This is a genomic window from Alcanivorax jadensis T9, assembly GCF_000756655.1.
GTDB classification, from domain to species: Bacteria; Pseudomonadota; Gammaproteobacteria; order Pseudomonadales; family Alcanivoracaceae; genus Alcanivorax; species Alcanivorax jadensis.
Genome location: NZ_ARXU01000007.1, coordinates 41,092 through 62,487 on the forward strand (window position 1 = coordinate 41,092; position 21,396 = coordinate 62,487).

General features: G+C 59.4%; 22 protein-coding genes. 10 read left to right on the forward strand and 12 right to left on the reverse strand.

The genetic code is table 11. From position 1 onward, the window contains the following. Positions 1-179 precede the first annotated feature (179 nt). The 3 genes from T9A_RS10330 to T9A_RS10340 form a co-directional block, all read right to left on the reverse strand. A complete protein-coding gene (locus T9A_RS10330; RefSeq protein ID WP_035248235.1) occupies positions 180-1,325 on the reverse strand; it encodes an acyl-CoA dehydrogenase family protein in 1,146 nt (381 codons plus the stop codon). Positions 1,326-1,483: 158 nt separating this feature from the next. Beyond that, complete coding sequence (zapE, locus tag T9A_RS10335) at positions 1,484-2,566, reverse strand: cell division protein ZapE (RefSeq protein WP_035248061.1); 1,083 nt, start codon at positions 2,564-2,566, stop codon at positions 1,484-1,486. Positions 2,567-2,630: 64 nt separating this feature from the next. Beyond that, entirely contained in the window at positions 2,631-3,266 is a 636-nt protein-coding gene (locus T9A_RS10340; RefSeq protein ID WP_035248063.1) for an alpha/beta hydrolase, read from the reverse strand. 435 nt (positions 3,267-3,701) lie between these two features. On the opposite strand from T9A_RS10340, the gene T9A_RS10345 reads away from it, so the two are divergent. Beyond that, complete coding sequence (locus tag T9A_RS10345; RefSeq protein ID WP_035248065.1) at positions 3,702-4,232, forward strand: Z-ring associated ZapG family protein; 531 nt, start codon at positions 3,702-3,704, stop codon at positions 4,230-4,232. Positions 4,233-4,525: 293 nt separating this feature from the next. On the opposite strand, the gene T9A_RS10350 is transcribed toward T9A_RS10345, so the two are convergent. Beyond that, a complete protein-coding gene (locus T9A_RS10350) occupies positions 4,526-5,398 on the reverse strand; it encodes a diacylglycerol/lipid kinase family protein (RefSeq protein WP_035248066.1) in 873 nt (290 codons plus the stop codon). A gap of 28 nt (positions 5,399-5,426) precedes the next feature. Further along, complete coding sequence (locus T9A_RS10355; RefSeq protein WP_035248069.1) at positions 5,427-6,182, reverse strand: Nif3-like dinuclear metal center hexameric protein; 756 nt, start codon at positions 6,180-6,182, stop codon at positions 5,427-5,429. A gap of 123 nt (positions 6,183-6,305) precedes the next feature. Here T9A_RS10355 and T9A_RS10360 point away from each other — a divergent pair, with 123 nt between their 5' ends. After that, positions 6,306-7,418, forward strand: coding sequence for a S1C family serine protease (locus T9A_RS10360; protein WP_035248071.1), 1,113 nt, complete (start codon positions 6,306-6,308; stop codon positions 7,416-7,418). Positions 7,419-7,593: 175 nt separating this feature from the next. Here the strand turns inward: T9A_RS10360 and T9A_RS10365 are convergent, their stop codons facing one another. The 7 genes from T9A_RS10365 to T9A_RS10395 all read right to left on the reverse strand — a co-directional run bounded on the left by T9A_RS10365 (position 7,594) and on the right by T9A_RS10395 (position 15,307). Continuing rightward, complete coding sequence (locus tag T9A_RS10365) at positions 7,594-9,189, reverse strand: DUF4139 domain-containing protein (protein WP_035248072.1); 1,596 nt, start codon at positions 9,187-9,189, stop codon at positions 7,594-7,596. Between the two features lie 362 nt (positions 9,190-9,551). Continuing rightward, entirely contained in the window at positions 9,552-10,640 is a 1,089-nt protein-coding gene (gene hisC / locus T9A_RS10370) for a histidinol-phosphate transaminase (protein WP_035248074.1), read from the reverse strand. A gap of 198 nt (positions 10,641-10,838) precedes the next feature. After that, positions 10,839-12,137, reverse strand: coding sequence for a histidinol dehydrogenase (gene hisD, locus T9A_RS10375; RefSeq protein ID WP_035248076.1), 1,299 nt, complete (start codon positions 12,135-12,137; stop codon positions 10,839-10,841). Positions 12,138-12,316: 179 nt separating this feature from the next. Then, positions 12,317-12,961, reverse strand: a complete 645-nt coding sequence (hisG, locus tag T9A_RS10380; protein ID WP_035248079.1) for an ATP phosphoribosyltransferase — start codon at positions 12,959-12,961, stop codon at positions 12,317-12,319. An 18-nt stretch (positions 12,962-12,979) separates the two neighbouring features. Beyond that, entirely contained in the window at positions 12,980-14,242 is a 1,263-nt protein-coding gene (gene murA / locus T9A_RS10385) for a UDP-N-acetylglucosamine 1-carboxyvinyltransferase (RefSeq protein ID WP_035248081.1), read from the reverse strand. Between the two features lie 40 nt (positions 14,243-14,282). After that, complete coding sequence (locus tag T9A_RS10390) at positions 14,283-14,537, reverse strand: BolA family protein (RefSeq protein ID WP_035248083.1); 255 nt, start codon at positions 14,535-14,537, stop codon at positions 14,283-14,285. Between the two features lie 125 nt (positions 14,538-14,662). After that, positions 14,663-15,307 carry an MlaC/ttg2D family ABC transporter substrate-binding protein gene (locus T9A_RS10395; RefSeq protein WP_035248084.1) on the reverse strand — a complete coding sequence of 215 codons (645 nt, stop codon included), beginning with the start codon at positions 15,305-15,307 and terminating at the stop codon, positions 14,663-14,665. A 183-nt stretch (positions 15,308-15,490) separates the two neighbouring features. Between T9A_RS10395 and T9A_RS10400 the strand changes: the two genes are divergently transcribed. The 8 genes from T9A_RS10400 (at position 15,491) to ptsN (ending at position 21,342) form a co-directional block, all read left to right on the forward strand. After that, positions 15,491-16,459 (forward strand): KpsF/GutQ family sugar-phosphate isomerase, encoded by a 969-nt coding sequence (locus T9A_RS10400; protein WP_035248086.1) that lies wholly within the window; start codon positions 15,491-15,493, stop codon positions 16,457-16,459. Beyond that, the gene (locus T9A_RS10405; protein WP_035248088.1) at positions 16,460-16,963 is read left to right on the forward strand and encodes a KdsC family phosphatase; all 504 of its coding nucleotides are present in this window, start codon (positions 16,460-16,462) and stop codon (positions 16,961-16,963) included. Then, positions 16,960-17,517 carry an LPS export ABC transporter periplasmic protein LptC gene (gene lptC, locus T9A_RS10410; protein WP_035248090.1) on the forward strand — a complete coding sequence of 186 codons (558 nt, stop codon included), beginning with the start codon at positions 16,960-16,962 and terminating at the stop codon, positions 17,515-17,517. Before T9A_RS10405 ends, lptC begins: the two co-directional genes overlap by 4 nt. Then, complete coding sequence (lptA, locus tag T9A_RS10415) at positions 17,501-18,058, forward strand: lipopolysaccharide transport periplasmic protein LptA (protein ID WP_052042806.1); 558 nt, start codon at positions 17,501-17,503, stop codon at positions 18,056-18,058. Before lptC ends, lptA begins: the two co-directional genes overlap by 17 nt. Further along, a complete protein-coding gene (gene lptB / locus T9A_RS10420; protein ID WP_035248092.1) occupies positions 18,055-18,780 on the forward strand; it encodes an LPS export ABC transporter ATP-binding protein in 726 nt (241 codons plus the stop codon). The genes lptA and lptB overlap by 4 nt, the downstream gene beginning before the upstream one ends. Before the next feature lie 263 nt (positions 18,781-19,043). Continuing rightward, complete coding sequence (locus T9A_RS10425; RefSeq protein WP_035248093.1) at positions 19,044-20,510, forward strand: RNA polymerase factor sigma-54; 1,467 nt, start codon at positions 19,044-19,046, stop codon at positions 20,508-20,510. A gap of 39 nt (positions 20,511-20,549) precedes the next feature. Continuing rightward, positions 20,550-20,852, forward strand: coding sequence for a ribosome hibernation-promoting factor, HPF/YfiA family (hpf, locus tag T9A_RS10430; RefSeq protein ID WP_035248094.1), 303 nt, complete (start codon positions 20,550-20,552; stop codon positions 20,850-20,852). A gap of 16 nt (positions 20,853-20,868) precedes the next feature. Further along, complete coding sequence (gene ptsN / locus T9A_RS10435; protein ID WP_035248095.1) at positions 20,869-21,342, forward strand: PTS IIA-like nitrogen regulatory protein PtsN; 474 nt, start codon at positions 20,869-20,871, stop codon at positions 21,340-21,342. Positions 21,343-21,396 lie beyond the last annotated feature (54 nt).

The window sequence follows — 21,396 nt, forward strand, 5'->3', positions numbered from 1 at the left end:
TCCCTCTTCCTCGCAAAGTAATGCTGTCGAAATGATTAAAAGAACAGCAATCCACTTATACACAATAGGCCGCGATACACGCAAGGAATCCCGTTCACTCAGCCTTTCGTATTAGAAAGAGAAAATAAAAAAAAGGCAGCGAATGCTGCCTTTTTTTATTTGCGATCATGCCACCGGCTTCAGTCAGCCAGAACTGCCTTGGCAATAATCGTTTTCATGATCTCATTGGTGCCGCCATAGATCCGCTGTACGCGTGAATCTGCAAACATGCGCGCTACCGGGTATTCCCACATGTAGCCATAACCACCATGCAACTGCACGCACTCGTCGATTACTTCGCACTGCAAATCAGTGATGTAATACTTGGCCGCCGCAGCGGTGGGAATATCCAGTTCCTTTTTCAGGTGCAGCTCCAGACAGCGATCCACGTAGGCGCGGGCCACTTCCAGTTTGGTGTGCATCTCGGCGATCTTGAACTGGGTGTTCTGGAAAGCGGCGACTGGCTTGCCAAATGCTTTACGTTCTTTTACATAATTGATGGTATGTTCCAGCGCGGATTCCGCCATGGCCAGACCACCGATGGCAATCCCCAGACGCTCCTGCGGCAGCTCCTGCATCAGGTAGACAAAGCCCATGCCTTCCTCACCCAGAAGATTCTCCGCCGGTACTTTCACGTCCTGGAAGAACAGCTCGGAGGTGTCCTGGGCCTTCATGCCCACTTTCTTCAGGTTGGTGCCCTTCTCAAAGCCTTCAGAGTCGGTTTCTACCACAAACAGGCTGATGCCCTTGGCACCTTTGGACGGATCGGTTTTCGCCACGACGATGACGATATCCGCATTCTGGCCGTTGGTAATAAAGGTTTTGGAACCGTTGAGGATGTAGTGATCGCCCTCTTTCACGGCAGACGTCTTCACGCCCTGCAGATCTGAGCCGGCACCCGGTTCGGTCATGGCGATGGCACCAATCACTTCACCGGTCACCATTTTCGGCAGGTATTTCTGCTTCAGGGCTTCGGAGCCATTGTGCTCGATGTAGGGGGCCACGATTTCCGTATGCAGGCCCCAACCGATACCGGTCAGGCCCAGGCGGGACACTTCCTCACCGATCACCACACTGTAGAGAAAGTCGGCACCGATACCGCCGTACTCTTCTTCGACCATGGGGCACAGGAAGCCCTGCTCACCCGCCTTCAGCCAGACGTCTTTCGGCACAACACCAGTCTGCTCCCATTCCTCATGATGCGGTACTGCCTCGTTTTCGAGGAATTTGCGCACGGTATCGCGGAAGGTTTCATGGTCAGAACTGAACAACGTACGGGGAATCATCATGCTCTCCGGTATCAGGTTATCAGGGGTGGCCCCGATACCGGGCTCGGCCGGGGCAAAGAATGCCACATTCTGTGCATTTAGCCTGCCAGCGGGCAATGACCGAAATGTTCAACGCTGGGCAGCGATGACAATTCCGGCCAATGACGAAAACGGTCTCAGGCCCGGTGCTCGAGGCCCAGATATTCGGAGGACTGCATTTCCTGAAGGCGGGAGCGGGTTCGCTCGAATTCGAAATCCAGACGGCCACCGGCATAGATGTCTTCGATGGGCACTTCTGCGGTAATCACCAGCTTCACGGCCCGATCGTAGAACTCATCCACCAGATTGATAAAACGCCGGGCCATATCATCCTTACCGGCCCCCATCTGCTCCACATTGGAGACCAGCACGGTATGAAACTCCCGCGCTACTTCAATGTAGTCGGTCTGGCTGCGCGGCCCATCACACAGAGCCTTGAATTCAAACCAGACCACGTCATCAGCACACATGACCGAGGAGATCTTGCGCCCCTCGATCAGCACATTGCCGTGGTCACGGTGGCGGGAATGATCCGGCTCCAGGGTATGAAACCGTTCGCGGAGAAACGCATCAGCAGCCTTGCCCAGCGGACAATGGTACAACTCGGCCTGCTCCAGTAGCCGCAGACGGTAGTCATTGCCGCCGTCCACGTTGAGCACCTTGGTGTATTCCTTGAGCAGCTCGATGGCCGGCAGGAAGCGCGCCCGTTGCAGGCCATCCTTGTAGAGGCCATCAGGCTCGATGTTGGACGTCGCCACCAGGGTCACGCCATTGGCAAACAACTCACCCATCAGCCCGGCCAGGATCATGGCATCGGTGATGTCAGTGACGAAGAACTCATCAAAACACAGCACCCGGGCCTGACTGGCAAATTTCCGGGCGATGCTGACCAGCGGATTCTTTTCCCCCTGGCGCTCACGCATTTCCCGATGCACCTTCTGCATGAAACGGTGAAAGTGCATGCGGCGTTTTTCCTTGAACGGCAACGCCTGGAAGAACACGTCCATCAGGTAGGTCTTGCCGCGGCCGACGCCACCCCACATGTACAGCCCCGTGAGGGTACGGGGCTTGCGGAAACGTGACAGAAAGCCCCCACCGACGGGCTCTGCCAGCAACCGGTGATAGAGCTCATCCAGCTCTGCCACCGCCCTTTCCTGGGCGGGGTCCTGGAAGAAATCTTCGCGCTGAAGGTCGGCTTTATACTGCTCAAGAGGCGTCATGGGTCTCGGGGCCTGCTGCTCGGACGGGGCAATGTAGCGTCGCCAAAGGGGACTGACAAGGTTGTCAGCCAAGCAAATGGCTGGCGGCGGCCTGCTTCAGCTCTACCAGCTTGCCATGGAAGAAGTGGCCGCAATCCGGGAAACGGATTAAATCCGGCGCCAACGGCGTCGCTTCTGCCCAGCGAAACACCTGCTCCGCCGGGACCACTTCATCATCGTCCCCCTGGACCACAGTCACCGGGCAACCGGTCTGCTCGATATCATCAAAGGGATAATGGTGTACCGGCGGCGCTACCAGCAACAGCTCCCGGGCAGGCATACCGTTGGCCTTGAGTATTTCCGCCCCGCGGGCGGCCACGAAGCTGCCGAAGGAAAAACCGGCAAGCCACAGGGGCAGATCCGGCCAGGTATGAGTCAGCCAACTGTGTATCGCCAGCAGATCTTCGGTTTCGCCGATGCCGTCGCTATAGGCCCCCTGGCTTTCGCCGACGCCGCGGAAGTTGAAACGCACCACCACCGCGCCCTGGTCCCGGGCCAGGCGACTCAGGCTGGTCACCACCTTGTTGTCCATGGTGCCACCAAACAGGGGGTGCGGGTGGCAGACAATGGCGACAAATGAGGGCGTGTCACTACCCTGTTCCACCACGGCCTCAAGATTGCCCGCCGGCCCGGAGAGACTTTGCCGCTGTTGTGCTGCCATATTTCACCTCTCTCGCATTTCTTGCCCTGCCGACCAGCTGCTGCACCCGGACGCAAAACCTTACGCCGCATCAAGGACTTCAAGAGTATCAACAGTCTCTTACACCTTGGAGCCTATTCATGGCCTCTTCACAACCGCGCCGGAGTCAATTTTGTTGCCAGCTCGTGATGGCGATTTTGTAGTGTAGTCATTCTACATGAACAAGCGCCATCGCGGGCTGGCGGCAAAAGGGGCCCGGCCCTTCGGGTTGCCGCTAAAAATGGCCCCATGCTGTGTTATGAACCTTGAACTTGACCCGTCAGGCCCTGCGGTTCATGCCTTGCCTGGGACCATTTTTAGCGGCAACGCGGTTGTGAAGAGACCCTGAATAGGCTCTAACCCTTGGCGACTGCCCGGCACTGTGCTGGAATAGCTGGAATTCAGAAGGAGTATGCCATGGATATGCTGACAACTGGGGTGCTGTGCTTCGCCGCCGGCGTGGTAGTGGGCGCAGGATTACTGTTCTGGTTGTTACCGGCACGGCGTCAGGCCGGCCAGTTGATCCGTGATCGCGATGAGGCCCGCCAGGCCCTCAATCATTATCGTGATCAGGTGGATGACCATTTCCTGCACACCGCAGAGCTGGTCAACGATATGACGCAGGCCTATCGCTCTGTCCACGAACATCTTTCCAAGGGCGCTCAGGCACTGTGCTCCGAAGTGGGTCGCAAACGGGCGGTGGCGAAATCCCTGGATTCCGCCCCGCAAAAAGGCAGCGATGAACCGGTGGCGCCGCCGCTGGACTATGCCCCCAGCGCCAAGGGCGGCACCCTCGCCGAGGATTTCGGCCTGCAACAGAAAGCCACCGGGCCTTTCACACCGGTGGATGTGGCAGACAGCCCGGTACCTGACAACATCGTCGAGCCGCCACGTGATTATGCGGAAGGCTGTGACGAACAGGGTTGCCCGCCGGAAGAGAAGAAATGAGAGGAAACTGAAGCGCAACAGGCGTCATGCAACCGCCTTACCGCGTCAACCGGTTCCTGTTTTGCATTTGTCGCCGAATAAAAAAAGTCCGCTTTCGCGGGCTTTTTTATTTCCTGGCCGAGTGGCCTGACAGTTCCGCTTTGACTTCTCGTGGCCCTGTAGTCAGGCCTAGTAGTAACGGCCCAACACTCCCGGGACCTTTCCCGGCTGCAATTATCCGGCAGGGAATGAACCATCACAGATTTCGATGGCGATCCTGGGAGCCGGGTTATTCAAAGACGCCTTGCCATGAATTACTGGAACGTATCCGCCACCCGCATGGGTACCGGCTCATCTTCCATCACAATCTCCGCCGGCAGTTGGCCGGCCGGGTCGCCATCGGCCTGGATCGGCTCATCGGCGCCCTCACAGCGGATCTCCACCCGCTGGGCCCGTAGGCTGGCAACGCCGTCGACCCGCTCCATACGCCCCAGCAACAGCGCAGCCAGGCAACGCAGCAAGAAACTGACTCCCGGCTTCTGGAACAACAGCACCTGTACCTGGGGCCGCAGGATGTTGGCTTCCCGGCTGAGCACAAAGCTGCCGCCGTAATGGCGACCATTGGTGACAATGGCGGAGAAACAGTCCAGCGGACGGCCATCCACCATGACCCGGTAATGACGCTGACCGTAACGGCGGATCTGCGCGAGCATGGACTGCACATAGGCCAGTTTGCCGAAGCGCTCCTTCACCGCCAGATTCACCCCGTTCACCACCCAGGCGTCATAGCCGATGCCACACATCATGATAAAGCGCCGGCCGTTGAGCCGGGCCGGCGTCACCGGCACATTCTTGCCATTGACCACGATCTGAGCCGCCAGCTCCGGCGTTCTGGGCAACTGCAGCTCTTTTGCCAGCACATTGGCGGTACCAGTGGCAAAGACGCCCAGGGCCACACCGGGAGCCAGACCATTGAGGACTTCGTTGGTGGTGCCGTCACCGCCCACCGCCACCACACAGTCGCCCTGATCTTCCAGGCCCTGCAGGTACTCGGTGGCATCACCCGGCCCACGGGTGTGGTAAAGGCGCACCCGGGCGCCCTGTTTTTCCAGTTCGGCCACAAAGCGGCAAAGCAGCTTCTCCCGACCACCACCGGCGGTCGGGTTATATACAACAGTAATCTTCATGGGATCAGGGTGTTCCTCAGAACCTGTTTCAGGCCGGATTATCGATATCGATAAAGATATGTTCCACACCGAACCGCTCATTGAGCCATTGCCCCAGGGCCTGGACCCCGTAGCGTTCGGTGGCATGATGACCACAGGCGAAATAATGCATGCCGGTTTCCCGGGCAAAGTGGGTGGTGGGTTCGGAAATCTCACCACTCAGATAGGCGTCCACACCCCGGGTCTGGGCCTTGTCGATAAAGCCCTGGGCACCGCCGGTGCACCAGCCGATGGTTTCTATTTCGTCGCCCGGATCCCCCACATGCAGCGGGGTCCGACCCAGCACCGCTTCCGCGTGGGCGGCGAACTCCGCCGCAGACATGGGGCTGTCCAGCCGCCCCACATTGCCGATGGGGCGCGGCGAATCGTCCAGCCCCCCTTCCACACTGAAACCCAGACGCCGGGCGAGCTGGGCGTTATTACCCAGAGTCGGGTGCGCATCCAGAGGAAGATGATAGGCAAACAGGTTGATATCGTGACGTAACAGAGTCTGCAGGCGCTGCTTTTTCATGCCCCGCACCCGCTGGTTTTCGCCCTTCCAGAAGTAGCCATGGTGGACCAGGATGGCATCCGCGTCTTCCACGATTGCTGCATCGATCAAGGCCTGGCAGGCGGTAACCCCGCTGACCACCCGCCGGATCTGCTCGCGGCCTTCCACCTGCAATCCATTGGGACAGTAATCCTGAAAGTGATCCGCAGCCAGCTCCTGGTCGAGCAAGGTCAGCATGTAATCGCGCTTGAGCATGACACCTACCGGGCAATGATCTGATAATATTGCGCGCAGTTTACCTATCCAGACCCGCGCTTGTCTCGTTCGCACCCCGTCTCGTCGGCTGCGCAAGGCAATAGCACGGGCCAAAGCGAGCGCATGGGGGCATTGTCGGTGATCAGAGCCTTTCGTTTTTTTGCCGGACCGATCCTGGCGGGCCTGGCCGTGGGCCTGGCTGTGCTGTGGTGGTACGAGTGGGGCCCCAATGCCCGACCCGGTCGCTATGACAGCGGCACCGCCAGCTATGCCGGCGCGGTCAACCACGCCGCCCCGGCGGTGGTCAATATCTTCACGACCCAGATTCTCGCCAGCGAGGATGTGCCGGAAGACCCCCTATTCAACCGCTTCATGGAAGAACCCCGCCGGGAACGGGCACTGAACAGCCTGGGCTCCGGGGTAATCGTGGACGACAAAGGCTACATCCTCACCAGTTATCACGTAATCCGCGATGCGGACGAAATCCTGGTAGCCCTGCGCGATGGTCGCGACGCCCCGGCACGGGTAGTCGGCACTGACCCGGAAACCGATCTGGCCCTGCTCCATGTGGCGCTGGAGGACCTGCCGGAAGTGGAACTCAATGGCAACGGCCCGGTGCAGGTAGGTGATGTGGTGCTGGCCATCGGCAACCCGCTAGGCGTGGGCCAGACCGTCTCCATGGGCATTGTCAGCGCCACCGGGCGCAGCCATCTGGGCATTGCCACCTTCGAAAACTTCATCCAGACCGACGCGGCCATCAACCGGGGCAACTCCGGCGGCGCCCTGATTGATACCCGCGGCCATCTGATCGGCATCAACACCGCTATTCTCTCGGCGGATGGCAGCTGGCAGGGCATCGGCTTCGCCACCCCGGCCTCCATTGCCCGGGAAGTGATGCGCGACCTGATCGACCATGGCCGGGTAATTCGCGGTTACCTGGGCGTCACCGTGCAGGATATTACCCCATCCCTGGCCGAAACTTTCGGCATGGATCAGGTCCGTGGCGGCGTGATCACCGAAGTGGTCATCGACAGCCCCGCCCACAAGGGCGGCCTGCAACCCGGCGATGTGCTGGTGGGCATCAACGACATCGCCATGGCCGACGGCTACGAAGCCATGAACCGCATCGCCGGCATGAAACCGGACGAGAAAGTCAGCCTCAACATCGTCCGCAATCGCCAGCCCCTGACCGTGGATGTGGTCATTGGTACACGGCCGCCGGCGGAAACGGAATGAGGGTTAATTGATAGTTGATAATGGATAATTGATAACGTCGCGAGCCTGTCTTGCGGTTATCCTGAAAGCAAAGAGGCCGCGTCCAATGACTTGAGCGCGGCCTCTTTGCTTTCAGATTATTCCTGCGCTTGATCGCGCAGTTATCAATTATCCATTATCAACTATCAATTGCCTTTCAAAGCCCTTCCACCCCACTCAAACTCTCCCCCGCCGGATAACGAATCTCGAAGCCCTGCTTGAAGCTTTCCTCTCCGCCGGCGGGCAGGGTGAATTGCCAGCGTTGCAGGCCCTTCACATCATCCACATCGCGGTCATCGGCGGGCTTGCCTTTGGCAGTGACGGTAATGTCATCGTTGCCGGCCACCGGCAAACGGTCCAGCAGGTTTACCGTGATCGACTTGTCGTAGTGGGAGGTGAGAGTAATGTTCTTCAGGGCCGACAGAGTGCTTTCCTTGCTGATCAGGCCGGTCTCGCCTTCCCGGGAAGGCTCGCGGACCACATCGATCTGCAGGCGCGGGTCATCACCGAAGCTCATTTTTATCTGCTCGCCCTGCTTGATGCTCTCGCTGCGGTGATAACGGGTCAGGCGCTGACCATCGCGCAGCAAAGTGACGCTGCCCGCCAGCCAGGGCAGCGGGCTGGTGTTCTTCCACTCCCCAACCAGCAACACCGCAGGCTGCTGCCAAAGATAGCTTTCCCGGCTCAGCGTCACCGGCAGTTCTGCCTGCTGATAGGGTACCCGAGCACTGGCGTCGCCACTAGCCAGGGACAGCGGCGCCGAGAGCGGCACGCGCATATCGAAACCGTGCGCAACAGGAGGCGCCATCGGCATGCTGTTGCCGCTCGCCATGTCCGCCTCATAGGCAGCAGGCTCGGCCATTACCGCTCGCAATGATTGCTTGCGCATTTCCGGCTGTGGCGTTGCCAGACGTACGATCCAGGGCTGCGGGTCCGGCAAGTGGCGGTAGCCGGCGGGCACCAGCCCCAGGGTAGCGCTGACATTCTGCCAATCTTCACCGGTGCGGTTATGAATCAGGGCAATACCGGTTACCGCCACGGTTTCACTACCGCTATTCATATCCACGCGCAGCTGGTTCTGCCAGCCGGCCTGCCCGGTAAAATACTGCAGTCGAACCCGCGCAGTGGAAGGCTTGGCCGTGCTGACGGTGAGAACCAGCTCGCGACTGCGGGTCTGCCCCTGGCCCAGTTGCTGGCGCTCCTGGCGCAGGGCATCCAGTGTCTGCTGCTGATCGTGACGCGTCACCGCCCGCTGATTGATGGCCGCCTGACGTTTTTCCACCGCCTTGCCGATGGATTCCCAGGCGCTGGACCACTTTTCCACTGGCACCTGGGCAAACACTGCCTGCCCCTGGGGAGCCTGCCCCATCAGGGATTGCAGATGATTGATCTGCTGCTGATCCAGGCCATCAGCCGCCTTGGCAGCGGCCATGGAATGTTCCAGCTCGCGGATGGCTGTATCCAGCTCGGCGCGACGGGCTGATACATCGGCTTTATTGATGGCAAATCCCTGGCGAATGCCCAGCAACTGAGCCCCTTCCACTGCCACCTGCAAGCTGTCCAGATCCAGCTCCGGCAAGCCGCTGACCAGCAATTGGTGTTCACCGGCAGGCAGAGGCTGGCTGAGAGCGCGAGTCAGGTGGGCCTGGGCGGGAAACAGCACCGCATCGGTCACCGGGGCGGCAACAGTGAAATCGGCGGCAAAAAGAGGGGCCGGCAACAGCGCGCAGGCAAGCAGTAAGGTTTTTTTCATTATCGGGGCCTTTCCGTTGGGCGATACCTGTTAGTACCGCAGGGATGCGGAAAGGTTCAAGCGGGGACGCTTGCGGCGCTGGTTGGCGCGATCTCTCTCCTTGTGTAGCAAAAGATTTTTTTACCACAGAGGACACAGAGCTCACTGAGAAAAAGATAAACCCGGGCGGCCCGCGTAGGGTGCACTGAGCCTAAGGCGAACTGGACCCTACGCATTCTGCAATGGATGTTTTATCAACGGCAGAATCGCGCCGCCAGCGACGTTCCTACACGAAAGGCTTTCACCACAGGTTACCGAGCCAGCCTTTTTCTCTGTGTGCTCGGCGCCCTCTGTGGTGAAAAAAGATTTTTCCGCAGCGGGAATCAGAGCAGCGTGTCCAGCGCCTCAATCAAGGCCTGATTCTGCTCTACCGTACCAACAGTAATTCGCAGGTAATCAGCAATGCGCTCGGGTTTACCGAAGTGACGCACGATGATGCCCTGCTCTCGCAGGCCCTGAGCCAGGGAGGAACCACTGTGTTGCGGGTGAAAGGTGAACAGGAAGTTCGCCGCTGACGGCAGACTCTCGAAGCCCCGTGCCGCCAGTTTTTCATTGAGCCAATCCCGCTGACTGATTACCAGCTCACAGCCCTGTGCGAACCATTCCTGGTCCTCAAACGCCGCAGCGCCAGCGGCAATGGCCAGCTGGTCCAGCGGATAGGAATTGAAGCTGTCTTTGATGCGGTTGAGGCCATCGATCAGTGCTTCGTCGCCCACCGCCAGACCGATGCGCAAACCGGCCAGGGAACGAGACTTGGACAGGGTCTGGGTGACCAGCAGGTTCGGGTAGCGATTGACCAGGCTAATGGCCGTGTCGCCGCCGAAATCAATATAAGCCTCATCAATCACCACCAATGACTCGGTATTGGCTTGCAGCAGACGCTCAATCTCACTCAGTGGTAACAACCTGCCGGTGGGGGCGTTGGGATTGGGGAAAATAATCCCGCCGTTGGGACGCGGCTTTTCTTCATCAAGATAGTCACCGACATCAATGGCCAGCTCGGCATTGAGCGGTACGGCCTGATAGTCGATCTGATAAAGCCCGCAGTACACTTTATAAAAGCTGTAGGTGATATCCGGAAAAAGGAGCGGTTCATCCTGTTTGAAAAAGCCCATGAACAGATGCGCCAGCACTTCATCGGAACCGTTGCCGACAAATACCTGGGAGCGTTTGATGTCATGGCCTTTACCGGAATAGTAATCGGCAATGGCCTGCTTGAGCTGGCTGCTGTCCGGGTCCGGGTACAAGCGCAGTCGCTCGTCCGCCCCCGCACGAATCACCTCGATCACCTTGGGCGAAGGGCCCAGCGGGTGCTCGTTGGTGTTCAGTTTCACCAACCTCTCCATCTTCGGCTGCTCGCCGGGGACGTAGGGTTCCAGGTGGTGAACGAAATCGCTCCAGTATTTGCTCATAGACCTTCAGCCAAAAGATTTTTTACCACAGAGGGCACAGAGTTCATTGAGGAAGAGACAGCTCGTTTCCTATCGCGATCATAGAAGGCCCACGTAGGGTGCCGTTCGCTACGCTCAGTACACCCACACCACAGACTCTTCCCGACTTCAGACAAGAGCACTGTTTTTTTACTCTGTGGCCTCTGTGGTGAAAACTATTTATTTCTTGATCCGATACTCGGCACTGCGCGCGTGGGCGGTGAGGCTTTCGCCGCGGGCCAGCGGTGAGGCGATTTTCGCCAGTTCACTGGCACCCTCCGGGGAGCAGCCGATCAGCGAGCTGCGCTTCTGGAAATCATAGACACCCAGGGGTGAAGAAAACCGTGCCGTCGCACTGGTGGGCAACACGTGGTTGGGGCCCGCGCAGTAATCACCCAGGGCTTCCGGAGTATGACGACCCAGGAAGATGGCGCCGGCATGACGAATCTGCTTTGCCCACTGTTCCGCGTCGTCGATGGACAACTCCAGGTGCTCGGAGGCGATGGTATTGGCCAGGGCGATGGCCTGCTGCAGATCCTGCACCTGAATCATGGCCCCGCGGTTTTTCATGGACGTGCGGATGATGGTTTCCCGCTCCAGGGTCACCGCCAGTTTTTCCATGGACTCGGCCACCTGCTGCAGGAAGTCGCCATCGGGGCTGACCAGAATGGCCTGGGCTTCCTCGTCATGCTCTGCCTGGGAAAACAGATCCATGGCGATCCAGTCCGGGTCGGTCTTGCCGTCGCATACCACCAGAATTTCCGACGGGCCGGCGATCATGTCGATGCCCACCTTGCCGAACACCTGACGCTTGGCTTCCGCCACATAGATGTTGCCGGGTCCCACGATCTTGTCCACGGCAGGGACGGTGTCGCTGCCATAGGCCAGTGCTGCCACCGCCTGGGCACCGCCAAGGGTGAACAGCTTGTCCACCCCGGCAATGGCCGCCGCCGCCAGCACCATGTCATTGATTTCACCATCAGGGGCCGGAGACACCATGATGATTTCACCGACGCCGGCCACCTTGGCCGGCAGGGCATTCATCAGCACCGAGCTGGGATAGGCGGCCTTGCCGCCGGGCACGTAAATACCGGCCCGGTCCAGCGGGGTGACTTGCTGGCCCAGCAGGGTGCCGTCGGTTTCCCGGTACTGCCAGGAATCCTGCTTCTGCTTTTCATGATAGCGACGCACCCGTTCGGCGGCCGCTTCCAGCGCCTGGCGCTGTTCGGCGGGAATACGATCCAGTGCCGCCTGCAATTGATCATGCCCCACCACCAGCTCATCCATGCCGGCCACGTCACGGCGGTCAAAGCGGTTGGTGTATTCCACCAGCGCCGCATCGCCGCGTTTGGCCACATCACGAAGAATACCGCGCACCCGATCCGCCACTTCCTCGTCCCGCTCTTCGGACCAGGCGGTAAGGGCGGCCAGCTTGGCATCGAAATCCGCGTCTTGGGCGTTAAGCCAGGTGGTTTCCATGGTTGGCACCGTTGTCAAAGTCACAATCTGTTTTTTACCACAGAGGGCACAGAGTTCAGTGAAAGGAAGGCGGGTCTTTTTCTATCACAGAGATCAACAAAGCCTCTCGCTCAAAAGCACACCGAACCGGTAAGTTTTTTTTACTCTGTATGCTCTGTGACCTCTGTGGTGAAAAGCCTTTAACCGGCCTTACGGGCCTCCACCGCCTCGGCCAGCTGATCCAGGATGCCCTGAATGTCCCCGTGGCGGGTTTTCATGCTGGCGCGGTTGACGATCACCCGGGTGGAAATATGGGCGATCAGCTCTGTGGGCTCCAGACCATTGGCGCGCAGGGTGTTGCCAGTGTCCACGATGTCCACGATACGGTCGGCCAGACCCACCAGCGGCGCCAGCTCCATGGCACCGTAAAGCTTGATCACTTCTGCCTGTTTGCCCTGCTGGGCGTAGTAGGCCTTGGCCACGTTGACGAATTTGGTGGCCACGCGCAGGCGTCCCCCCGCATCCGGGGCATCCTTCACCGCCGCTACCATCAATTTGCAACGAGCGATATTCAGATCCAGGGGTTCGAACACGCCGTCGCCGCCATGCTCCATGAGCACATCCTTGCCGGCCACACCGATATCCGCCGCACCGTGCTGCACATAGGGGGGCACATCGGTGGCGCGAATAATGATGATTTTCACATCATCGCGGGTAGTATCGAAGATCAGCTTGCGTGACGCTTCCGGATCTTCCAGCAGTTCAATGCCCGCCGCTTTCAGCAGCGGCAGGGTTTCCTTGAGGATGCGCCCTTTGGACAGGGCGATGGTCAACGGCTTGGTCATTACGACGCTCTTTCCCGATCAGCGCGGGACGCGGCGAATCACCGCACCCAGCGATTGCAGTTTCTCTTCAATACACTCATAGCCGCGATCGATGTGATAGATACGGTCTACCGTGGTTTCCCCTTGCGCCGCCAGCGCCGCGATCACCAGGGAGGCGGAGGCGCGCAGGTCGGTGGCCATCACCGGCGCACCGGTAAGCTGCTCCACACCGCGACAAATAGCGGTATTGCCCTGCACTTCGATATCGGCGCCCATGCGGTTCATTTCCTGCACATGCATGAAGCGGTTTTCAAAGACCGTTTCCACAATGGTGCCGGTGCCCTCGGCGATCAGGTTCAGGGCCATGAACTGAGCCTGCATGTCCGTGGGCATGGCCGGGTACGGCGCGGTCCGCAGCGAGATGGCCTTGGGCCGACGACCCTCCATGTCCAGCTCGATCCAGTCGTCACCGGTGGTAATTTTTGCGCCGGCTTCTTCCAGCTTTTGCAGCACCGCATCGAGAATGCCTGGCACGGTGTCCTTGGTCTTGATACGGCCACCGGTGATAGCAGCGGCAATCAGGTAGGTACCGGTTTCGATACGGTCGGCGATCACTTCATGATGACCGCCGTGAAGACTCTCCACCCCTTCAATAGTGATGGTGTCGGTACCGGCGCCACTGACCTTGCCACCCATGGTGTTGATGAAGTCAGCCAAATCCACCACTTCCGGTTCGCGGGCCGCGTTTTCCAGGTAGGTGGTGCCTTCCGCCAGCGCCGCCGCCATCATCAGGTTTTCGGTACCAGTCACGGTCACCGTATCCATGACAATGCGAGCCCCCTTGAGACGGCCCTCCACAGAGGCGTGCACATAACCGTTGGCCACTTCGATGGTGGCGCCCATGGCCTCCAGCCCGCGCAGGTGAATATCCACCGGCCGCGAGCCAATGGCACAACCACCGGGCAGGGACACTGAGGCCCTGCCAAAATGAGCCACCATGGGGCCCAGTACCAGGATGGACGCACGCATGGTCTTCACCAGCTCGTAGGGAGCGGTGAGTTCCTTGATGGTGGTAGCGTTTACTTCCACGTTCATGCGGTCGTCGATCACCACGTGGACGCCCATGCGACCCAGCAGCTCGATCAGGGTGGTGACATCCTGCAGATGCGGCAGGTTGCCCACGGTGACCGGCTCGTCGGCCAGCAGGGTGGCGGCCAGAATCGGCAGTGCTGCGTTCTTGGCGCCGGAAATACGGATTTCGCCGTCCAGACGCCGACCGCCGGTGATGATCAATTTATCCATGAACTGTCTCTAGGCTTGTCAGAAGGCCGGGCGCAATGCCTCAGCCGATACCCATTTTCTGGGCTTTTTCCCACTCGGCCGGGGTATAGGTAATGATCTGCACCGCGTGGATAGTATTGCTCTGGATCTGCTCGTTGATGGTCGCGTACACCAGCTGCTGCTTCTTCACCGGCATCAGGCCGTCAAAGGCGGTAGATATCACGCGAATCTGGAACCGGTCGCCGCCGCCTTCCACCGCCACGTCGGCATCATCAAAACCGGCTTCGACCAGCGCTTTTACCTCTTCCGGATTCATGTTCGCTCCTCATCGGGGCCGACAGCGGCCCGAACAGCAAGGAGCGGGACAGACCCGCTCCTCGGTAAAAACGGCAATAATACGCGAGCCGGCGCCCCCTTGCCACGGCGGCGGCGGCCGAACAATCAGCTCTTCTGGTCTTCACCCTCGATGCCGGCGTCGATCTTGGCGTCCGCGGACCAGTTGTCGATCACCTTGTCGATGTCGTTGTACTGCTGCATACCCTGGGCGAACTGGCTCTGGAAGGTATCGCGCAAATCCAGACCGTTGACGTAGACATTGATCACCCGCCACTGATCATCACGCTGGAACAGGGTGTAATAGATCGGCACGGTCTTGCCGGAGTTGGTTTTCACCTCCATGCGCACCCGTGCATAGTCGCCCTTACGGTCCCCTTCCTGCATGGGCAGGGTGGTAATCTTCTGACCTTCATAAAGGGTGATGCCGGAGGCATAGGTGTTGATCAGGCTGTTCTTGAACACATCCAGAAAGCGGTACTTCTGCTCCTTGCTGGACGGTCCGAAGTAATCGCCCATCACCATGCGGGTGATACGCTTGAAATCCACAAGGTCGCCCAGCTCCTCGCGCACCAGTTCCCTGGCCCGGTCCGGGTTCGTTTCCAGTTGCTCCCGCTCCGCTTCAATGCGGGATGTCATGCGCTCCACCGCTTCCATCACCACTTGCCGCGGATCATTTTCCGCCGCCGCCAAAGAGGCCATGGCGGTAAGCACCATCGCCAGCCAGATCCGGATCACACGCTGCAAATGCATAGAAAACTCCCTGTTAATGTCCGGCGGTTTTACGGTTTTATACCGCTGATGTCCAGTAACACACTGAACCGCATCTGCTTTATTGGAGTCCCAAGATGTCACAACGGTTCCAAATGAAACAGAATTCGGGTCAACGTGGCCTGCCCAGCAATGTATAATCGGCCCCGACCAGAGGAGAGATGAATGAGTCACAACCACATCGGCGTGGGCCGACGGGTTCTGGACATCGAAGCCAGAGCCGTGGACGCCCTGAAAGACAGCCTGGATGACAGCTTCTCCGCCGCCTGCGACCTGATGCTTGGCGCCCGTGGCCGGGTAATTGTTACCGGCATGGGCAAAAGTGGCCATGTGGGCAGCAAACTGGCCGCCACCCTGGCCAGCACCGGCACCCCCGCTTTCTTTGTTCACCCGGGTGAAGCCTCCCACGGCGACCTGGGCATGATCACCACCGATGACGTGGTGCTGGCCCTGTCCAATTCCGGCGAAACCGCCGAAGTGCTGGCCATTTTGCCGGTGATAAAGCGCAAGGGCACCGCCCTGATCGGCATGACCGGTCGTCCGCAATCCGCGCTGGCGCAACTCTCCGACGTACACCTGACCGTGGCAGTCAACGAAGAGGCCTGCCCGCACAATCTGGCGCCCACCTCCTCCACCACGGCGGCTCTCGCCATGGGCGATGCCCTCGCCATCGCGCTGCTGGAAGCACGCGGTTTCACCCCTGAAGACTTCGCCATGAGCCACCCCGGTGGCAGCCTGGGCCGCCGCCTGCTGCTCAAGGTGGACGATATCATGCATGCTGGCGAGCGCCTGCCGGTGGTTGCCTCGGGCACTCCGCTCAGCGAAGCCCTGCTGGAAATGACCCGCAAAGGGCTGGGCATGACCGCCATCGCCCGGGACGACGGCACCCTGGCCGGCATCTTTACGGATGGCGATCTGCGCCGCATGCTGGATCGGGATATCGACATTCGCAAGGCCACCATCGATGAGGTCATGGTGGCTCAGCCGATCACCATCGAACCCGGCCACCTGGCCGCCGAGGCCCTGCAGATCATGGAAACCCGCAAGATCAATGGCCTGATGGTCTGCGACAAGGACCACAAGCCTCTTGGTGCCTTCAACATGCAGGACCTACTGCGCGCGGGGGTGGTGTAAATGCCCATGCAACTGTCGTCCATTGATACACAGAACCTGCGCCTGATGGCCTTCGACGTGGACGGGGTGATGACCGACGGGCGCATCTACTTCAGCCCGGAAGGCGAAGCCATCAAGGTCTTCAACACCCTGGACGGCCACGGCCTGAAAAAACTGGCCGCCAGCGGCGTCACCCTGGCCATCATCACCGGTCGCAACACGCCCATGGTGGCCAAACGCGCCGCCGACCTGGGCATCGCTCATGTGATACAGGGCCGCGAAGACAAGGGGGTGGCCCTGGCCGATCTGGCGCAACAGCTAGGCATCGCCGCCAGCGAGACCGGCTATGCCGGCGATGACGAACCCGACGTGAGCGCCCTGGACTGGGCCCAGCTCAGTTTTGCCCCGGCCAATGCCCATGACTGCGCCAAGGCAGCTGCCGACCACATTACCGAACGGCGCGGCGGCGAAGGCGCGGTTCGCGAAATCTGCGACGCCATCCTCGCGCAACGGAGCCCAGCATGAAGCGCCAGGGCTTGCTCAGCGCCACCGGCATCCTGATGCTGGGGCTGGTCATGCTGATGACCCTGCACGAGTGGGATGACTCCCTGCCGGGCCAGGAGGATGCCATCCTCACCGCGCCAGCCATCGTCGCCAAGGACATTACAGCACGCGCCTTTAGTGAAGATGACGGCCGTCTCCAGTACTATCTCACCGCCGAGACGCTGACCCAGTACGACCACAACCCGCTCACGGAAATGCAGCAACCTGAGCTGGAAATGGCCAACGACAAAGGCAGCTGGACCATTGTCAGCGAGCAGGGCGTGGTGCAGGAAAATGGCGACCTGATTGTTTTCTCCGGCGACGTGACAGCCAGCAATCAGCAACAGAAAATCACCCTGGATACCCAGGAGCTGCGCTTTCTCAGCGAGACCAACATCGCCAGCTCTCCCGGGGATGTTGACATAGAATTTGAATCCGGCAAGACCCGCGCGGGTGCGCTGGAGGCCGATCTCGACAAGGGCATACTGACCCTTGAAAAAGGAGTAAAGAGTGAGTTTGATGCGCCGGCTTCTTAGAACCTGCACCATCGCCCTGGCTGCGGCCCTGCCGGTGAGCACAGTGGCCGCCCCACCGCAAATGCCAGTTTCCGTCACCGCCGACTCGGGGCGTTTCGAACAGGACGCCGGCAGCGGGCTTTATCGCGGCAATGTGGAACTGATACAGGGCAAGCGGAAACTGTTTGCAGACGAAATGCGCCTGTTTACCCGCAATGGCGAACTGATCCGCGTGGAAGCGTCCGGCACCCCGGTGCGCATGGAAGAAGGTGAGGACCTGCAGGCCCACGCCAACAACCTGGTCTACGATATTCGCCAACGCACCCTGGTACTTACCGGCGACGCTTACATTGAACACCTGGGCAACACCTTCGAAGGCGCCAAGGTGGAGTACAGCCTGGATTCCAAGCGGGTTGACGCCAGCAGCGAAGGCGACAAGCGTGTGCGACTGGTGATCCCTGCCGAAAATCAGACGCCCAAGGAAGACACTCCTGCGGACAACAATACAAACGAAGAGGCGCCCGTAGAGCCCTCCTCCGAGGCGGAGCCAAACACCCTATGAGCCATTTACGTGCCCACCACCTGGCAAAAAGCTACAAGGGTCGCCGAGTCATCGAGGATGTCTCCCTGGACGTGGAGGCCGGCCAGATCGTCGGCCTGCTCGGCCCCAATGGCGCCGGCAAGACCACCTGCTTCTACATGATTGTCGGCCTGGTGGAAGCGGACGCCGGGCGAATCGACATCAACGAGGCGGATATCACCCATCTGCCCATGCATGGCCGCGCCCAGCGCGGCATCGGCTATCTGCCACAAGAAGCCAGCATCTTCCGCCGCCTGACCGTGGAAGAAAACATCATGGCGATCCTGGAAACCCGCAAGGAGCTCAGCAAGGCGGATCGCCACGAGCGCATGGAGAGCCTGCTCAAGGAATTCCATATCACCCATATCCGTGATTCCCTGGGCATGAGCCTGTCCGGCGGTGAACGACGTCGGGCAGAAATCGCCCGCGGTCTGGCCACCGACCCGGATTTCATCCTGCTGGATGAACCCTTCGCCGGCGTGGACCCGATTTCCGTGAACGACATCAAGGGCATCATCCGCCACCTGAAAGAGCGCGGCATCGGCGTGCTGATCACCGATCACAACGTGCGCGAAACCCTGGATATCTGTGACACCGCCTATATTGTCAGCGCCGGGCACATTATCGCCTCCGGCGACGCCGACACCATTCTCGGTAACCAGCAGGTGCGGGATGTGTACCTGGGGGCCGATTTCAGGCTGTAAACAAATTGACAGTTGATAGTGGACAGTTGACAGCTACGCGATAAAGGCACTTGGTTCTGAAGCCCTTTGAGGGCCGCGCCCAAACTTTAAACGCAGCCTCAGACATTGCAGATAAAGACAGGATTCCCCGCGACGCTGTCAACTGTCCACTATCAACTGTCAACTTTGCTCTCTAGCACACAACCATCATTGGCACAAATATTGCTTGCCTTATGCATAGGCTGTTATTCTCGTGTTTTGGGGATGACATCAGCCTGAGCAGTATGAAGCCAAGCCTACAACTACAAATCGGCCAGCAGCTGACCATGACACCGCAGCTGCAGCAGGCCATTCGCCTCTTGCAGCTATCCACGCTGGACTTGCGTCAGGAGATTCAGCAGGCAGTGGAAAGCAATCCGTTGCTGGAGCTGGCTGATGATTTCGGTGACGAATCCCTGCCTGACGCTGACGAAGAACGTCAGGACGAACAGGAGCTGGATACCGAGCGTGACGACGCTCTGGAAGAGTTCGTGGACGACGAACCCGGCATCGAAACGGAATGGGACGATGTCTATTCCGGCCAGACCAGCAGTGCCTCCAGCGCCCTCCCCGACGATGCCGACGACTGGCAACAACGCCATAGCATTGCCGGCAATCTTCAGGACCACCTGCTCTGGCAACTGAATCTGACCCCCATGAGCGATGTAGACCGCATTATCGCCATGACCATCATCGAGTCCCTGGACGATCGCGGCTACCTGACCGTCACCGTGGACGAGATCGTAGCGATGATGAACGCCCAGGATGACCTGCTCACCGAAGGCGACGAACTGGAAGCCGATGAAGTACTGGCAGTTCAGCACCGCCTGCAGCAATTCGATCCGGTAGGGGTCGCCAGCCTGGATCTGGCCGACTGCCTGCGGGTGCAGTTGCGCCAACTCCCCACAGACACTCCCTTTCTGGACTATGCCCTGGCCCTGCTGGGGCATCTCGCGCTGCTGGAAAAGCACGACTACGCCGCCCTGCGCCGGGTACTGCAGATCAGCGAAGAAAACCTGCTCGACGCGCTCTCGCTGCTGCGCACCCTGGACCCGGCACCCGGCGAACAGATCGGTGAAAGCCAGGTGGATTACGCGGTGCCGGACGTGATTGTGCGCCAGCACCAGGGACGCTGGCAGGTCAGCCTGAATGAGGAAGTGCTGCCCAAGGTCAACCTGCAGCAGCAGTACGCCTCCATGGCCCGCAAGGCCGGTGGCGAGGATGGTCAGTACCTGCGCAACTGCGTGCAGGAGGCCAAGTGGTTCATCAAGAGCCTCCAAAGCCGCCACGACACCCTGCTGAAGGTGGCCACCCGCATCGTTGAAGTTCAACAAGACTTCTTTGACTATGGCGAGGAGGCAATGAAACCGCTGGTTCTGGCCGAGATTGCTGATGCCGTCGAGATGCACGAATCGACCATCAGTCGGGTCACCAACCAGAAATACATGATGACACCCCGCGGCGTCTTTGAGCTCAAGTATTTCTTCTCCAGCCACGTGGGAACAGACGGCGGCGGTGAGTGTTCCTCCACCGCTATTCGTGCCATTATTAAGAAGCTGGTCGCTGCCGAGAATCCCCGCAAGCCGCTTAGCGACAACAAGCTGGCTAGCTTGTTGAACGAGCAGGGGATCAACGTGGCGCGCCGGACAGTCGCCAAGTATCGTGAGGCGATGAGAATACCGTCATCCAGCGCCCGCAAGCGTTTGGTGTAGGCGCCGGGACGGCCCAACGAGCAGGTAAAGGAGTCAGCCATGCAAATTAATATCAGCGGTCATCACCTGGAAATTACCGATGCTTTGCGAGCCTACGTAGGAGACAAATTCTCCCGTCTTGAACGGCATTTCGACCAGATTACCAGTGTCCAGGTGATTCTTTCTCCGGAACCCAAAACCCACAAGGCAGAATCCACCATCCATATTTCCGGGGCCGACGTCTTCGCCACCGCTGAAGCAGTGGACATGTACGCTGCCATCGACAAGCTGACTGACAAGCTCGACCGCCAGATCCTCAAACACAAGGAAAAGGCTGTCAGCCACAAGCACGGCGGCCACTGAACCCAAAGCGACAATTATGCGAGTTCGCGAACTACTCACCGAAGCACGCACCCATAGCGAGGTGCAGGCCAGCAGCAAGAAACAGCTGCTGGACCAGGTTGCGCAGCTGGCCGCGGCCGGCTGCGACAGCCTCAACGAACAGGAGGTCTTCGATGCCTTGGTAGCCCGGGAAAAGCTGGGCTCCACGGGCATCGGTGAAGGCATCGCCATTCCTCACTGCCGTCTTGGTCACTGCCAGCAACCCATCGGGCTGCTGCTGAAACTGTCTACCCCCATCGATTTCGACGCCGTTGACGGTCGTCCGGTAGATCTGGTTTTTGTGCTGCTGGTTCCCCAGGAAAACCCTGAACAGCACCTGAAAACCCTCAGCCACCTGGCTTCCCTGTTCAACGACGACGATTACCGTGACGAACTGCGATTGAGCAAGAACGATCATCACCTTTATCACACCGCCGTGGAATCCGAAGCGGAGCTGCGACTGGCATCATGAAGGAACGCAACACACTTTCAGGCATCACCCGGGATATCCCCTCGTCTATCAATT

Bases quoted from the DNA above. Each gene is read 5' to 3' on its own strand.
- T9A_RS10330 (WP_035248235.1), bottom strand. From the start codon at position 1,325: ATGATTCCCCGTACGTTGTTCAGTTCTGACCATGAAACCTTCCGCGAT.
- zapE (WP_035248061.1), bottom strand. From the start codon at position 2,566: ATGACGCCTCTTGAGCAGTATAAAGCCGACCTTCAGCGCGAAGATTTC.
- T9A_RS10340 (WP_035248063.1), bottom strand. From the start codon at position 3,266: ATGGCAGCACAACAGCGGCAAAGTCTCTCCGGGCCGGCGGGCAATCTT.
- T9A_RS10345 (WP_035248065.1), top strand. From the start codon at position 3,702: ATGGATATGCTGACAACTGGGGTGCTGTGCTTCGCCGCCGGCGTGGTA.
- T9A_RS10350 (WP_035248066.1), bottom strand. From the start codon at position 5,398: ATGAAGATTACTGTTGTATATAACCCGACCGCCGGTGGTGGTCGGGAG.
- T9A_RS10355 (WP_035248069.1), bottom strand. From the start codon at position 6,182: ATGCTCAAGCGCGATTACATGCTGACCTTGCTCGACCAGGAGCTGGCT.
- T9A_RS10360 (WP_035248071.1), top strand. From the start codon at position 6,306: ATGGGGGCATTGTCGGTGATCAGAGCCTTTCGTTTTTTTGCCGGACCG.
- T9A_RS10365 (WP_035248072.1), bottom strand. From the start codon at position 9,189: ATGAAAAAAACCTTACTGCTTGCCTGCGCGCTGTTGCCGGCCCCTCTT.
- hisC (WP_035248074.1), bottom strand. From the start codon at position 10,640: ATGAGCAAATACTGGAGCGATTTCGTTCACCACCTGGAACCCTACGTC.
- hisD (WP_035248076.1), bottom strand. From the start codon at position 12,137: ATGGAAACCACCTGGCTTAACGCCCAAGACGCGGATTTCGATGCCAAG.
- hisG (WP_035248079.1), bottom strand. From the start codon at position 12,961: ATGACCAAGCCGTTGACCATCGCCCTGTCCAAAGGGCGCATCCTCAAG.
- murA (WP_035248081.1), bottom strand. From the start codon at position 14,242: ATGGATAAATTGATCATCACCGGCGGTCGGCGTCTGGACGGCGAAATC.
- T9A_RS10390 (WP_035248083.1), bottom strand. From the start codon at position 14,537: ATGAATCCGGAAGAGGTAAAAGCGCTGGTCGAAGCCGGTTTTGATGAT.
- T9A_RS10395 (WP_035248084.1), bottom strand. From the start codon at position 15,307: ATGCATTTGCAGCGTGTGATCCGGATCTGGCTGGCGATGGTGCTTACC.
- T9A_RS10400 (WP_035248086.1), top strand. From the start codon at position 15,491: ATGAGTCACAACCACATCGGCGTGGGCCGACGGGTTCTGGACATCGAA.
- T9A_RS10405 (WP_035248088.1), top strand. From the start codon at position 16,460: ATGCCCATGCAACTGTCGTCCATTGATACACAGAACCTGCGCCTGATG.
- lptC (WP_035248090.1), top strand. From the start codon at position 16,960: ATGAAGCGCCAGGGCTTGCTCAGCGCCACCGGCATCCTGATGCTGGGG.
- lptA (WP_052042806.1), top strand. From the start codon at position 17,501: ATGCGCCGGCTTCTTAGAACCTGCACCATCGCCCTGGCTGCGGCCCTG.
- lptB (WP_035248092.1), top strand. From the start codon at position 18,055: ATGAGCCATTTACGTGCCCACCACCTGGCAAAAAGCTACAAGGGTCGC.
- T9A_RS10425 (WP_035248093.1), top strand. From the start codon at position 19,044: ATGAAGCCAAGCCTACAACTACAAATCGGCCAGCAGCTGACCATGACA.
- hpf (WP_035248094.1), top strand. From the start codon at position 20,550: ATGCAAATTAATATCAGCGGTCATCACCTGGAAATTACCGATGCTTTG.
- ptsN (WP_035248095.1), top strand. From the start codon at position 20,869: ATGCGAGTTCGCGAACTACTCACCGAAGCACGCACCCATAGCGAGGTG.